Genomic DNA, 12,626 nt, shown 5'->3' with positions numbered 1-12,626 from the left:
CTCCCCCCTTCCAATCCTGCTTCCCAAAAGGAGAGCGACGTTATGATCTCTCGTCTTGATCCAATTGACCAACGTTTGCTGGATGAATTTCAGCGAGACTTTCCGTTGGTCTCCCAACCTTTCGTCGAAATTGGCAAGACGTTAGAGTTGAGCGAAGCCGATGTGCTTGACCGACTAAAGGCGTTGCTATCTGCTGGTCGGATTGCGCGTGTTGGCGGCACAGTAAGACCCAACACCGCCGGTGCGTCGACCTTGGCCGCCATGTCCGTTCCCGAAGAACGACTAAGTGAAGTTGCCGCGCGGGTTGGATGTGAAACAGGGGTGAACCACTCCTATTTGCGTGAAAATGCTTGGAATCTTTGGTTTGTAGCCACGGCTCCCAATGTTGCGAAATTAGAAAACAGTTTGGATGCTATTCGCACCGATACCGGGCTTGAGGTGCTGGACCTTCGGTTGCGCCGGCCGTTCAATATTGATCTTGGCTTCCGCTTGTCTGGCGCGCGCAAAACCACACCGCGGCGGGGAGAGGCAGATATGTCTGTCTTCCTAGAAAGCGATCGTCCGCTGTTACATGCCATGTCGCAAGGTCTACCGTTGGTTGAGCGCCCCTATGAGGCCTTGGGCAATCGGTTGGGCCGTTCCGAAACCGACATCATCAGCCGGTTGGACATCCTCTATCGTGCCGGATTGCTAACCCGCATTGGCGTCATTGTTCGGCACCGTTCCGTTGGGTGGTCATCTAACGCCATGGTGGTGTGGAAAGTCCCCCAAGACCGCATGATCGCTGCGGGCGAAGCTCTTGCGCAGCATCCCGGTGTGACCTTGTGTTACGAACGGGTGACGGTTCCAGGTGTCTGGGATTACAGCCTTTATTCTATGATCCATGCGCGGTCGCGTAGCGAAGCACTGGACATTTTGAAATCTGCCGCAGCCTTGCCTGAGCTGTTGGACATTGAGCATCAGCCGCTATTCTCTGTCCGCTGTTTTAAACAGACAGGAGCGGTGTTGCAAGATCGACGAGAAAGGGCCGCCTAATGCGCCGCAAACCCCTTGCCCCCGACGCGCTGGATGACATTGACCGGCAATTGATCAACCAGTTGCAAGACGGTTTTCCGCTGTCCAATCGCCCCTTTGCCGAGGTCGGCGAGGCGCTGGGCACCGACGAAGATGACGTATTGAAACGTCTGGCTAATCTGCGTGAAATCGGAGCGATCACCCGCTTTGGCCCGTTTATTGATGCGGCGGCGATGGGCGGGGCGTTTTGTCTTTGCGCGATGGCGGTGCCCGAAGAAAGATTCGAAACTGTCATGACTTTGGTCAATGCCCACAAGGAAGTGGCGCATAATTATGAACGCGTACATCACCTTAATATGTGGTTCGTTTTGGCCTGTGACCAACCGAGCGGCATTGACGAGGTGGCGGACCGGATTGAGGCGGAAACCGATATCGAGGTGAAGCGCTTTCCGAAACTCAAAGAGTTCTTTATCGGCTTCAAGGTCTCGGCATGACGATTGACACTATTGACCGCAAAATCCTCACCGCCACGCAAGGCGGTTTGCCTTTGACGGCACAGCCTTATGCCGAGGTGGCGGGTTGGCTTGGCCTTGAAGAGGCAGAGGTTGTGTCGCGCATCCAAACAATGATCGACAGTGGCGTGATCCGCCGGATTGCCGTTGCGCCCAACCATTATGCGCTGGGCATGGTGGCCAATGGCATGTCGGTTTGGGACGTCGATGATGCCGTGTCCGAAGAGTTGGGGGCGCAGGTTGGCGCGCTCGATTTTGTCAGCCATTGCTATTTGCGCCCGCGTGCCCTGCCGGAATGGCCCTATAACCTGTTCGCGATGCTTCATGGCTCGACCCGAGACGAGGTTGAGGCACATCGCGCCGAGGTGATTGCCATTTTGGGCGATGCCTGCCGATCCAACGATATTCTCTATTCCACGCGCATCTTGAAAAAAACCGGGATGCGCCTGACCAAAGGACGCTGAGCTATGTTCCGCCTTTCCCAATATATGCAACAGCTTAAGACCCCGACACCGGTACGTGTGCGCCGTGGATCGGGTGGGGTGAAACCGGTGGTGATCTGGAATATGACCCGGCGCTGCAACTTGAAATGCCGCCACTGTTATACAACATCGGCCGATGTGCAGTTCCCCGGCGAGCTAAGCCACGACCAGGCGATGGGGGTTTTGGATGACCTCAATGATTTCAAAATCCCGGCGCTGATCTTATCGGGCGGTGAACCCTTGTCGCGGTTTGATTTCTTTGATCTGGCCAAGCGTGCGCGGGAATTGGATTTCCGCTATCTGGCACTCTCGACCAATGGCACCAAGCTGACCGGCGACGCGGTGGCCAAGGTGGCCGATCTGAACTTTGACTATGTCGGGATTTCCATCGATGGCGTCAAAGATTTCAACGATTGGTTTCGCGGCCAAGAAGGCGCTTATGACGAAGCGCTTCATGGCATTCGCGAATGCAAAAAACGTGGTATCAAGGTAGGTCTGCGGTTCACCATCACCGAAGACAGCGCCCATATGTTGGACGATATGCTTGATCTCTGCGACGCGGAAGGGGTTGATAAGTTTTATCTTTCCCATCTTGTTTATGCCGGGCGGGGTGACAAACATCGCGGTGACGACACCGAACACAAACGCACCCGCAAGGCGATGGATACATTGATCCAGCGTGGCTGGGATGCGATCCAAAACGACAAACCGCTAGAGCTTGTCACCGGGAACAACGACGCGGATGCGGTGTATTTCCTGAAATGGGTCCAAGAGAATTTCAGCGCCGAACAGGCCGCTCAGGTGCAATCGCATCTTGAGGCTTGGGGCGGCAACTCTTCTGGTTTGGGAGTGGCGAACATTGATCCGCTAGGCCGGGTTCACCCCGATACCTATTGGTCCGATTACACAATCGGCAACGTCAAATCGACACCCTTCACCCAGTTGTGGACTGGCGATGATCCGATGTTGGCAACCCTTCGTCAACGCCCGCGTCCGCTCAAAGGGCGCTGTGGCGAATGTACATTCAAGGACGTCTGCGGTGGCAACACCCGCATTCGTGCCCTGCAAGTTACCGGTGATCCATGGGCCGAAGATCCGGCGTGTTATATGTCAAACCAAGAGGTCGGTATTGACGAACACGTTGGTGATGGCGTTGTCGTGACCCCATTCCGCGGCAAACGTCACGATCCCAAACACCAGTTCCTGTGACACCGGCGATGGCCTCATCTCTTCCTGTGTCGCCTGTGGCCGTGTCGCAGGCAACAATTGGCGTTGATGCACGACATGCGGGGGCTATATCCTTTGGCGACGCAGTGAAAAAGAGCCTCGCAATGACAAAGACCGCCCTGATCGTAACCCATGGCAGCCCCTCTGACGCCGAGACACAGGAACAAGCCTTGGCCGATCTGGCGCAAAAGGTTGCCGGGTTCCTACCGGGCTGGGATATTCGGAGTGCCACTTTGGCGGCTCCGGGGCGGTTTGAAGAGGTGTTGGACGCCATGGATGGCCCCTTGGTCTATCCCTATTTCATGGCGCAGGGCTATTTCACCGGTCGTGTTTTGCCCAAACGTTTGGTCGACTACGGCCTCTCGCCAATGCGCCCGTTTGGTGTGGACCCGGCGTTGTTGGATGTGGTCGAGGCGCGGCTTGTGGCCTGTCTTCGGGACAAAGCGTGGCAAGCGGATGAAACCGCACTTTTGGTGGCAGCCCATGGGTCTGCGGTGTCAAAACGAAGCGCAGACGCGGCCAATGATTTTGCGGCGGCTCTCCAGAAACGTCTAAAGTTTCGCGATATTCGCACCGGATTTGTCGAAGAAGAACCGTTCTTGGAGCCGATGGCCAAAGGATTGGGACAGGCGATTTGCCTGCCGTTTTTTGCGCTAGTCGCCGGCCATATGATCGAGGATGTGCCAAACGCACTTGCCGCCGCTGGTTTTGACGGGCCGGTGTTGCCATCCTTTATAGATTGGTCCGAAACGGCCCAAGTGATTGCGCAGGCTTTGCGCATAAAGCAAGAGGAGGCAGCATGATGCAGCTTCGCCAAACAACACTAAAATTGAAACTAATCCTGTACCCGTTTGTTGCCGCTGCCGTGGCGATCAACCTGTTCATGCTGTTCTTGCTCGGCCAGGCGGTGGGGTTGCCGATCATGTCATCATTGACGGCGCTTCTCATCTCAATCCCGCTTGGCGTTCCGGCGACCTATCTCACGGCGCATTGGGTCCAAGGGTTGATCGATGAGGGCGAAGGCCGCGCGTAATCGCGTAGGCCAAGGCGGCCAAAGGTCGACAAACCGCTTTGGCTTGCTTTCGGGCTGGGAATATGTATTCTATTTACAGAATATCTTGGAGGGCGTTTAGATGCCAGGTTTGATCAGACTCTATATACAACAAGTCATAACGGGCTTTGGCCTTGCGGCGTTGTTTGTTGGGATGTTGCTTTGGATGAACGTTGCCAATCTTGGTTCGTTGATCGGCGCGTCTGATATTGGCTGGGTCGCAGTTGTCATGCTCTGGGTTTTTAACGGCATCGTTTTCGCCGGGGTACAATTTGCGATTGTTATCATGCGCATGGAAGGGCGAGACCCGTCTGGTGGGAAACGCGAACCTCGGGTGACCGGCGAACGCGCACGTGTCAAAGTTGCCGAAGAAAAGCGTCCGGAGATGCTCGGTCGCAAGTGATGTTTCGACATAAAAAACCATGTAAGCCGGTTCTATTGGGGCCGGTTTTTTTGGGGGGTAGGTCGGCGTTAAGGTGAGGTAAAACCGAGCTTGGCAAGGACAACTTCCCACCGCATTTCTATGTGGGAAAAGCGGCGGGAACCAAGTCTACCGTGTGGGTCGTGCATTCCCGAGGACCTGTATGTACAGGTGGGTGCCAGGTAACGAAGCCACGGCAACGACAGAGCCAGCTCCCTCGGATTTGCTTAAGGCCACCGGAATGGACCCGTTCACGCGTAGTATAGAACCCGCCAAGCTCTGACATAGGGTAGGGGGATCACGCCGACAAGGGCTGCTTGTCTTCGGGAGACGCGGTTTGACCAGAAAGATGTGCCAAAAGCGAGCTTTCAAAGAAATGCTGCCAGCCGCGGGTGCAAACATCATTGCAGGCAAGCTGGGGCGTCAGGCCCAGATGTGACAGCGTGATGCGGGACCCGTCACCATCCGGCAGGATTTGCCAAATCAAGGACGTCCCTTGCCACTCAGTGGTATCAGCCACGTCTTCAATGATCATATGGGCGTCGGTGCAAGTCCAGACATAGGTGCCATCACGGGTGCCAAAGTCAAAGGTGACATGCGAATTTCCAAACCGAACGGTCGCACCGGTTGGCGTTTTTTCAACCCGTGTTGACCACCAAATGTCCATCTCGTCGAAAATGGCTTTGCGGGCTGCCTCCGGTGTGGCGGGGGTCCGGATGGTCGCGGTGTAATCGTCGCCCATGGCGTGAAGATGGCCAAGAAACCCGTGCCAGCCTTTGTCGAGCGCAAGGACAAGGCCATAGCCCTCGCCGTCGTCGGGTAGGCCAGAGTGTTCGAGCGTTAGTTCAGTGCCGCCGGGGGCCGCGGCCAGACGCCAATCAACGGTCGACATCATGCCTTGCATTGGACCAACGGTAAAGCTCCAGCGCATGTGTTCGTGCGGCGTGGCCTTTTCAACGGTGCCCCAGCACATGCGTTCGCCATCGGCCGCAGAGAGAAGCGTATAGGGGTGTCCCTCGCGCAGATCGTCAGCGGCGGGATGGAACCATTTTCCCATCAGCTCGGACTTGGTAAGATGATCCCAAACGATGGATGGCGAGGCGGGGAGGAAGACGGTTTTGCGAAGTGTCAGGGTCATTCTTTGGTCTCCAATTCAGAAAGGGTATCATGCAGGGCGGATAGATGACCGTCCCAGAAGGTTTCGAAGTAATTCAACCAGTTAACGACGGGTTTGAGCGCGTCTGGGTTCAGAGACGATAGGGTTTCCCGCCCGGATCGGCGCATTTGGATCAGGTTGCCATCTTGCAATACAACCAAGTGTTTTTTCACAGCGGCGCGGGTCATGTCACAATGGGCGGTGATCTCAGCCAAGGTCATTTCGCGGGCCGACAACCGGCGCAAAATGTCCCGGCGTGTCGGATCGGCAAGGGCGCGAAAGGCCGGTTGCAGGTCGGGCGCGGGGGTGAGTTGCGCGCTCATGGCGTCACCGGAACAAAGTCAAAGGCCCCGTCTTGATAGAGCAGAGTCACACAGGGTTCTGCCGACACGCAGGACGAAATATGCGCAAGGTTCGCAGGGATTTCATAGTAGCCACCCGGACCAATGCGCGTGGCGCTGACGGGGTCTTGGTCGGCGGTGACGTGGGTCATTTCACCCGACACCATCAAGCCAATCATCGCAGCTGATTTGGTATGAGCAGGGCTTTGCAACCCAGCCGGAAGGCGCACCATTGCAAAATAGGGTTCAAGCATCCGATCACCGCGCAAAGGGGCAAACCCAACCCCTTGGGGTGTCTGTGCCCAGTCAAATGACGCGGAAGGGATGAGGGTGATGTCGGCCTGCACCGCGACCGGCGCTTGGGTCAGGCTGCAGGCTGTGATGAGGATGGGCAAAAGGCGGGGCATGTAGACCTCCAATAGGATTCTATTTGGTATCCTATCGATAGGGTGCTAAATGGTATCCTGTCAAGGGTCAAACTTTTCTAACCACTCATCTCCTATACAGTTTGGGATGTTGGCTTGTTTTTGTTCATGAAATGTTCATATTGTTTGCCATGGATACGCGCAATCTGTCAGAATTCGAAAACATGCAACCCGGTCAGGTTTTGGCACGCGGCGTGGCGCGCCATTTGGCCAGCCATGGCTATGCAACGATTGAGGAATTTGTTCCTGATCGTGGCTTGCGGGTGGATGTCATGGCCCTTGGCCCCAAGGGGGAGCTGTGGATTGTCGAGTGCAAATCCAGCCGCGCCGATTTTATGAGCGACGGCAAATGGCAGGGTTATTTGGAATGGTGTGACCGCTATTTTTGGGCTGTGGATCAGGATTTTGATGTCGATTTGTTACCAGAGGACACCGGCCTGATCATCGCCGATGGTTATGATGCGGAAATTTTGCGTATGTCCCCCGAAGACAAATTGGCCGGGGCGCGGCGCAATAAGCTTGTCCGGAAATTCGCCTTTCACGCAGCGCGACGGTTGCAATCCTTGCGTGACCCAAGGTTGTCGGGCCTTTTGGGTGCCGATTAAGCCTCAATTGTAACACCGCGAAACGGGTTACTTGCGAACCTTTTGGGCCGTGGCGATGGCTGATTTTAGCTCTTCAATGATCTCTTCAGCCTCATCAGGTTCAAAATCCATGGGGATTTCCATGTCACCGGCAAAAATGAACAAGCGGATCATTCCCTGGTCCGTCGGGCCAATTTGAAGGTTGGCTTCGATCTCGCGTTCGGTGTTGATACCCATGGTCTTGTCCAATTCTGTTTGGCCCATACTGCGGGGTTCAGGGGGTAAAGCCAAGAGGCTTGAGTTGCAAGCGTACAGCGGTAAGTTTGAGATATGGATATAGAATTGAGAGGCCTTGGGCCCGGTGACGCAGAATGGTTGGTTGATCAGCACGGTCAAGCCTATGCCTCATCAGAAGGGTTTGACGACACCTTTGCCGTTTTAGTTGCGCAAATTTTGACGGATTTTGAAGCAGGGCATGATGAAACTTGCGAACGGGCATTTGTTGCGTGGGCGGGCACCAAGCGGCTTGGGTCGGTCTTTTGCGTTCGTGTGACGGCAAAGATCGCCAAACTGCGACTGTTCTACTTAGTCGAAGACGCGCGGGGGCATGGGCTTGGGCAGCGCTTGCTAGACGCGTGCACTCAATTTGCCCGCGATTCCGGGTATGATGAAATGCAGCTATGGACCCACGAAAGCCACAAAGCGGCCTGCGCTCTGTATGCTAGAAACGGATGGCAACTCCTTAGTTCCAAGCCGGTGCACAGCTTTGGGGTGGATCTGGTCGAGCAAGCTTGGCGGATCGATTTAACCCCAGAAGTATGATATCAATTTTCTCGTGAATTCGCTCTTGCATTCAAAGGAGGCTAGGGGTAAATCCACCGCCAGTGCCGCCTTAGCTCAGTAGGTTAGAGCGCCTGATTGTGGATCAGGAGGTCCCCCGTTCGAGCCGGGGAGGTGGTACCATCAATCCCATGACACTATTGGTTTTTTAGCGACTTCCTGTGGCATGGATTGGTGTCGGTTCCCTCGGAGTTCCCTCGGAGTTCCCTCGACCTCATTTTTCCTTGGATTCGCGCCCGAGTTCCTGACGCAATTTGACCACCTTGTTTGCGCTTTCAGATCTATCTCGGACGTAGATATCTGTGGTTTGCATTTGGGTATGTTGCGCCGCGTTGCGAAGGGTCATCGGATCGACCAGAGCTTTGGCTTCCGTAATTGCGCCTGAACGAGCATCGCGAATTTGTAAATCTGGAAACCCGAGGTTTCGCGCAATGCGCCTAAACGATTGAGGAATTACATCTTTTTTTGGTGGCGTTCCATCTTCAAGAACGATCACCGGACCAAAACGTCTACTGGCAGGGGTGGATGCAAAACGTTCTTGGATGTGTGGTGTTGCGGTCAAATCGAATTGGTAGGGTTCAGGCAAAGTTTTTTTGGTCTTGTTGATGACTTTGCAAAAACTGGAGAGATCAGGCTCAATCATTTCCCAGGTCAGGCCGTCGCTCCAAATGAGCCCATGATGGAAAATCCCTTCTTCGCGCCCGTCTGCAGGGCTCCACTGACCGTACACATCGACCCCCCGTAATGCGAACTCAAATCGCAATAACACCGCTAGGGACAGGTAGAGTTTGCCGTCTGCATCGGCTTGTGCGACCACTGCTTCGATTTGAGACCTGTCAGCATAGACTGCACGGCGGGGGGGCGACGTGATGCGCATTTCACGAGTGATGGACTTAATTGTGCGACAACGTTCAACTTCAAGCTTGATGCCGTGGCTGACCACGATGCCAAAATGGCGAAACCATTTTTTGACGAAATGGGTAGAGCGGCCCTTGCTCTCCATGGCTTTGCGCCACGAGGCCATCGCGGCGAAATCGGTGTCATCAATTGCCACATCTCCTATCGCATCCTCGATGCGTGGTAAGAATTTTTTGTACCCGTCGCGCGTTGCTGGCGACACTTCGAAAATGGCTGAATGCTCATCGGTCAAGTATCGTTTGATCAACCAGCCCCAAGTTCCCGCTTTGATCGAAGTGTCCGCTTCGCCTTCCCACCAGGTGCACAATTCTCGTGTAAGCTCCCGGCACTGTTTCGCTCGGGTTTCATCCAGGCCGTCGCCAATCACGCCCTGAAGGCGATAGCTTTTGATCGACCAGCCATGATCGATGTATTTCTGGGAAGGCTGCCAATAGGCATACCTTCCCTTTTTCTTTTTGAGAAATGGGGCGTAAAGTGGGTCGCTGTTGTCCCAGAGCGCCTCTGAGAAATCAGAATGCATTGATGTTACCTTGTGTTGGTTTTTGCCTTGGTGGTTCGACCTTGCGACTGCGGTTGTTCCGTTCACTCGCCCATGCTTCAATTGAGGGGCGGTGACGTTTGCCAATTGCGGGGTCGATTCCGGGGAACCCAAACTGCCGCTCAAGTTCAGCCGCGTGTCTGCGTAACCAATCTATGCCGTAGCCCAATAATTCAGCCACCTGACGTTCTGACAAATAGATTGGGTTGGGCGAAAATTTTGGCACGTCGTCAAGCCTTTCGTTCGGTCAGGTGAGTGTGGCAGCCACGACGGCCGCGCGTTCGTCCAGGTCGGCGAACCATTTCTTGCGGTAGCGGCGTTTGACATCGACTAGGGTGAGACGGTCGACTTCGATCGCACCGGCTTTGACAGCCAAGGCGCGTTTGGATTTGCAGATGTCGAAATGTGGGTGGCTTTGGGGTTGGAACCACTTTCGGTCGACTCCGATGGTGTCGGCCATGGCAAGCAGTTCGGCCATGCTATCAGCCAGCATGTGACACATGATCATTCGGCCGACGCGGTGCTGCGGTTTGTCGACATAAACGCTCACAGCGGCCACCATGGGCCAAGGCTGTTGACCCACGCGACCAGCTTCCAGAATGCATAGGGCAGGCCAATGGTTGCCAGGGTTGCGCTGCCGATCAAGACGGCCAAAGTGAACAACCCGCTGGGGGAAAAGTGAAATCGTGACATTTGGTTTCCTTTGATGTGATCCCCGCGCCTTGCCCAAGGGCCGGGGGCTGCCGCCAAGCAAGAGATCTTTCATGTTGTCATCTCGGGTGCGCGGTGGATCAGGCCGCTGACCGAGAGGGTGTTGATGGAATGATCCGAAACTGTCAGCGGTGAACTTTGCAAAATGGCCAATCTTGGCCGCGCCTTTCGGCTTGGGCCTGCAGGCGCTTTGCCTGGGCCCGCGATCCAAGCCACGAATAGTTGATGTCTTTGGTCGTGCCGGATCCGGAGAGGTGCAGGTAGCTCCGAGCGACTGGATCGCGGAGGCGGATCAGGCTGTCGTCGCGGTTTTCGCGGGTTTTTGGGATGTGTGAGATCAGAGTCATGTGATCCTCGTTTGGGCTTTTGCGCGCACGGCATTTGTCCGTGAGTGTGAGTGTGTTTGCCGTGCGCGCCGTCGAATGGGCTGGTGGCGTCAGCCCATATTGGAAATGTCGAAAAGCACCGGGGAATGCATGAGGGAGCATCCCCCGGCGAGGTGCCCGGCATCCGAGGCTTGGCACAGGCGGTGCGCAAAACGATGCGGGGAGTGAACTGGAAGGCTCATGTGATCGGCTCGAGCGCAGACAAAGTGTTGAGCGCGGCGCGTATCCAATTGCGGGGCAGTTCGCTTGGGTCGGAGGCAATGGCCGACACGCCGCCATATTGCGCTTCATACAACACGGGTTGATGAGCAACGGGGTTCTCAGGAACCGTCCAGGTGCCGCCATTGTTGAGGATCAGGTTTTTGAAGGCGAGCAGCTGATGCTCAGCCGGAATATCCTGAAGCAAGGCAATGCCTGTCCGCAACGTGACGGGGTCCGGTTCTTGGGCGAGGGCATGTGAGTACGGCACACCCTCGCCGCTGGTGACCGCCCCAAGGGAGGAGGAGAGGGCGGTCATGTGGTTGCCCCGGTCAAGTCCCGCGCCAAGCGCAAAACGTTTTGGCGCGCGCCAGATGATGGGATTTGTCGAAACAGACGGATGAGTGCAGCTTCAACCTGGTTTTCGGGTTCGAGGGTCGGGGTCTCTGCATCAAGCCCTTCAAAGAAGAAGGCGATCGAAACGTTCAGAGCGTCGGCAATTTCCTTGAGGCGCGAGGCGGCAACCCGATTGGCCCCGGTTTCGTATTTCTGGATTTGCTGAAACTTGATGCCGCAGGCGTCTGCGAGCTGTTGCTGGGTTAGTCCCGCAAGCCAGCGCTGATGCCGAATGCGCTTGCCAACATGCGTGTCAGTTGGATGGCTCATTGCGCACCGCCTTTCAAGCGGGCCAAGTAGCCAAGCTTGCGGCAAAGGTTGTTGTGGCGGGACAGGAAAAAGATTTCGGCTGAACCGGCCTTGGACAGGGGCGTGCCATTGATGGATGCCTCCAACCGGGCAAGCTGTTCAGGTGGGATTCGGGCTGAAGTGCCATCTTCTAGAGTTTGGCATTCTTTGGCGCGCAGCCAAGCATCTTGGATTAGAACCGGGTGCGGTATGTCGCCAGATTTTGGCACAACCAACCACGGGCGAATACTGGCGGGGATATGGGTCGAAATGCGACCACTGGGGTATTGGAACATTACCATTCTCCTGACACGGTAGTTGTGTCAGTGATAGTATCCGAAATATCGGATAGTCAACATGCAATATCCGAAATATCATATACATCATGGTTAACGCGTGCTCGAATTGCGGGTGGTGGCTTGCATCTTCTCTAAAAATCAATCGGTTAAACCGGACAGAAAAATGGGGAAAAAATGTCTATAGTCAGTACGGCAAAAAGGATCGGCCGCCTCTCCAGTTATTTGGAGAGCAAGGGGTTCTCTGTGGAAGAGGTGACGGAGTTAGCGGACGTCGAGGGGATAGTTGCGGAAGCTGAAAAGCCATACCTCACGTCGATGAACTCTCCTCTGCAAAACGATTTTACCAGAGCGAACTCATTGTGGTTGGTTGCCAGGAAAAATGGAGTACCAGCGTTTGTTGGGTGTGCGAAACTTGAGGATCTCCTCGATGAGGAAGTAACTCAGTATTGGTCTAGGTTATTCAAAAGGCACTACGGTCGACATGGTGAGATTACTCACTCTCTCCCTATGGTTGATAGGGAGTTGAGGGGGCGACTGGTGTATTTTGGTGATCTGTTCGTTAGCAGGCAGTTTCGTGGGTCGCTTCCAGCGCTCCGAGCCTTCGTCGCAATTGGTCACTCTGCTGTTTCCTTAAAATGGGACCCGGATTGGACCTATTGCTTCATCAGGGAACGAGATGTCATGCGAGGTGCTTCTTCGCTTTACGGGTTTACTCGTGTTTTTGGAAACCCATTTGATTGGGGCGAAAAGCCGCCGCCACCGAGAAATGGAACTGAATGGTTGGTTGCGGTTCCTCGATCGGATGTATCGACCAGCTGCGAGGCGACTATACGAACCGT

Annotated in this window: 20 protein-coding genes and 1 tRNA gene; 10 read left to right on the top strand and 11 right to left on the bottom strand. The window is 55.1% G+C overall.

Annotated elements, in window-relative coordinates:
- Window positions 1-42 precede the first annotated feature (42 nt).
- The 7 genes from Q1A43_RS21185 (at window position 43) to Q1A43_RS21155 (ending at window position 4,689) form a co-directional block, all read left to right on the top strand.
- Window positions 43-1,035: an AsnC family transcriptional regulator gene (locus Q1A43_RS21185; protein WP_299938659.1), complete on the top strand. Its 993-nt coding sequence runs from the start codon at window positions 43-45 to the stop codon at window positions 1,033-1,035.
- The gene (locus Q1A43_RS21180; RefSeq protein ID WP_299930057.1) at window positions 1,035-1,508 is read left to right on the top strand and encodes an AsnC family transcriptional regulator; all 474 of its coding nucleotides are present in this window, start codon (window positions 1,035-1,037) and stop codon (window positions 1,506-1,508) included. The genes Q1A43_RS21185 and Q1A43_RS21180 overlap by 1 nt, the downstream gene beginning before the upstream one ends.
- Window positions 1,505-1,990 carry an Lrp/AsnC family transcriptional regulator gene (locus Q1A43_RS21175; RefSeq protein ID WP_299930060.1) on the top strand — a complete coding sequence of 162 codons (486 nt, stop codon included), beginning with the start codon at window positions 1,505-1,507 and terminating at the stop codon, window positions 1,988-1,990. Before Q1A43_RS21180 ends, Q1A43_RS21175 begins: the two co-directional genes overlap by 4 nt.
- A 3-nt stretch (window positions 1,991-1,993) precedes the next feature.
- Window positions 1,994-3,217: a heme d1 biosynthesis radical SAM protein NirJ gene (gene nirJ, locus Q1A43_RS21170; protein WP_299938656.1), complete on the top strand. Its 1,224-nt coding sequence runs from the start codon at window positions 1,994-1,996 to the stop codon at window positions 3,215-3,217.
- A 122-nt stretch (window positions 3,218-3,339) separates the two neighbouring features.
- Window positions 3,340-4,038 (top strand): CbiX/SirB N-terminal domain-containing protein, encoded by a 699-nt coding sequence (locus tag Q1A43_RS21165; protein WP_299938653.1) that lies wholly within the window; start codon window positions 3,340-3,342, stop codon window positions 4,036-4,038.
- On the top strand, window positions 4,035-4,268 hold the full coding sequence (locus Q1A43_RS21160; protein ID WP_299930069.1) for a hypothetical protein: 234 nt from the start codon (window positions 4,035-4,037) through the stop codon (window positions 4,266-4,268). The genes Q1A43_RS21165 and Q1A43_RS21160 overlap by 4 nt, the downstream gene beginning before the upstream one ends.
- Window positions 4,269-4,368: 100 nt before the next feature.
- Window positions 4,369-4,689 carry a hypothetical protein gene (locus Q1A43_RS21155; protein WP_299930072.1) on the top strand — a complete coding sequence of 107 codons (321 nt, stop codon included), beginning with the start codon at window positions 4,369-4,371 and terminating at the stop codon, window positions 4,687-4,689.
- A 316-nt stretch (window positions 4,690-5,005) separates the two neighbouring features.
- Here the strand turns inward: Q1A43_RS21155 and Q1A43_RS21150 are convergent, their stop codons facing one another.
- From Q1A43_RS21150 to Q1A43_RS21140, 3 genes are read right to left on the bottom strand one after another with little or no spacing between them, the layout of a single operon-like run.
- Window positions 5,006-5,845: an SRPBCC domain-containing protein gene (locus Q1A43_RS21150; RefSeq protein WP_299938650.1), complete on the bottom strand. Its 840-nt coding sequence runs from the start codon at window positions 5,843-5,845 to the stop codon at window positions 5,006-5,008.
- Entirely contained in the window at window positions 5,842-6,186 is a 345-nt protein-coding gene (locus tag Q1A43_RS21145; protein ID WP_299938648.1) for a metalloregulator ArsR/SmtB family transcription factor, read from the bottom strand. The genes Q1A43_RS21150 and Q1A43_RS21145 overlap by 4 nt, the downstream gene beginning before the upstream one ends.
- A complete protein-coding gene (locus Q1A43_RS21140) occupies window positions 6,183-6,611 on the bottom strand; it encodes a DUF4437 domain-containing protein (RefSeq protein ID WP_299938645.1) in 429 nt (142 codons plus the stop codon). The genes Q1A43_RS21145 and Q1A43_RS21140 overlap by 4 nt, the downstream gene beginning before the upstream one ends.
- A gap of 149 nt (window positions 6,612-6,760) precedes the next feature.
- Between Q1A43_RS21140 and Q1A43_RS21135 the strand changes: the two genes are divergently transcribed.
- Window positions 6,761-7,234, top strand: a complete 474-nt coding sequence (locus tag Q1A43_RS21135) for an MmcB family DNA repair protein (protein ID WP_299938642.1) — start codon at window positions 6,761-6,763, stop codon at window positions 7,232-7,234.
- 27 nt (window positions 7,235-7,261) lie between these two features.
- Here Q1A43_RS21135 and Q1A43_RS21130 read toward each other — a convergent pair whose 3' ends face one another.
- Window positions 7,262-7,450 carry a DUF6324 family protein gene (locus Q1A43_RS21130; RefSeq protein WP_299930105.1) on the bottom strand — a complete coding sequence of 63 codons (189 nt, stop codon included), beginning with the start codon at window positions 7,448-7,450 and terminating at the stop codon, window positions 7,262-7,264.
- Between the two features lie 93 nt (window positions 7,451-7,543).
- On the opposite strand from Q1A43_RS21130, the gene Q1A43_RS21125 reads away from it, so the two are divergent.
- A complete protein-coding gene (locus Q1A43_RS21125) occupies window positions 7,544-8,035 on the top strand; it encodes a GNAT family N-acetyltransferase (RefSeq protein WP_299938640.1) in 492 nt (163 codons plus the stop codon).
- A gap of 64 nt (window positions 8,036-8,099) precedes the next feature.
- Window positions 8,100-8,176: transfer RNA gene (locus tag Q1A43_RS21120), tRNA-His, on the top strand.
- Window positions 8,177-8,267: 91 nt separating this feature from the next.
- Here the strand turns inward: Q1A43_RS21120 and Q1A43_RS21115 are convergent.
- The 7 genes from Q1A43_RS21115 to Q1A43_RS21085 form a co-directional block, all read right to left on the bottom strand.
- Window positions 8,268-9,491 carry a hypothetical protein gene (locus tag Q1A43_RS21115; protein WP_299938636.1) on the bottom strand — a complete coding sequence of 408 codons (1,224 nt, stop codon included), beginning with the start codon at window positions 9,489-9,491 and terminating at the stop codon, window positions 8,268-8,270.
- Between the two features lie 265 nt (window positions 9,492-9,756).
- Window positions 9,757-10,071, bottom strand: coding sequence for a DUF4031 domain-containing protein (locus Q1A43_RS21110; protein ID WP_299938633.1), 315 nt, complete (start codon window positions 10,069-10,071; stop codon window positions 9,757-9,759).
- Window positions 10,056-10,202 (bottom strand): hypothetical protein, encoded by a 147-nt coding sequence (locus Q1A43_RS21105; protein WP_299938631.1) that lies wholly within the window; start codon window positions 10,200-10,202, stop codon window positions 10,056-10,058. Before Q1A43_RS21105 ends, Q1A43_RS21110 begins: the two co-directional genes overlap by 16 nt.
- 143 nt (window positions 10,203-10,345) lie before the next feature.
- Entirely contained in the window at window positions 10,346-10,567 is a 222-nt protein-coding gene (locus Q1A43_RS21100) for a hypothetical protein (RefSeq protein ID WP_299938630.1), read from the bottom strand.
- Between the two features lie 217 nt (window positions 10,568-10,784).
- A complete protein-coding gene (locus tag Q1A43_RS21095; protein WP_299938628.1) occupies window positions 10,785-11,123 on the bottom strand; it encodes a hypothetical protein in 339 nt (112 codons plus the stop codon).
- The gene (locus Q1A43_RS21090; RefSeq protein ID WP_299938625.1) at window positions 11,120-11,470 is read right to left on the bottom strand and encodes a helix-turn-helix transcriptional regulator; all 351 of its coding nucleotides are present in this window, start codon (window positions 11,468-11,470) and stop codon (window positions 11,120-11,122) included. Before Q1A43_RS21090 ends, Q1A43_RS21095 begins: the two co-directional genes overlap by 4 nt.
- Window positions 11,467-11,784, bottom strand: coding sequence for a hypothetical protein (locus Q1A43_RS21085; RefSeq protein ID WP_299938622.1), 318 nt, complete (start codon window positions 11,782-11,784; stop codon window positions 11,467-11,469). The genes Q1A43_RS21090 and Q1A43_RS21085 overlap by 4 nt, the downstream gene beginning before the upstream one ends.
- Between the last annotated feature and the right edge of the window lie 842 nt (window positions 11,785-12,626).

Source organism: uncultured Pelagimonas sp. (assembly GCF_947498515.1).
In the GTDB taxonomy this organism is placed as follows: Bacteria; Pseudomonadota; Alphaproteobacteria; order Rhodobacterales; family Rhodobacteraceae; genus Pelagimonas.
The sequence above is the reverse complement of the archived record's forward strand: the minus strand, read 5'-3'. Positions and strand labels throughout refer to the sequence as shown.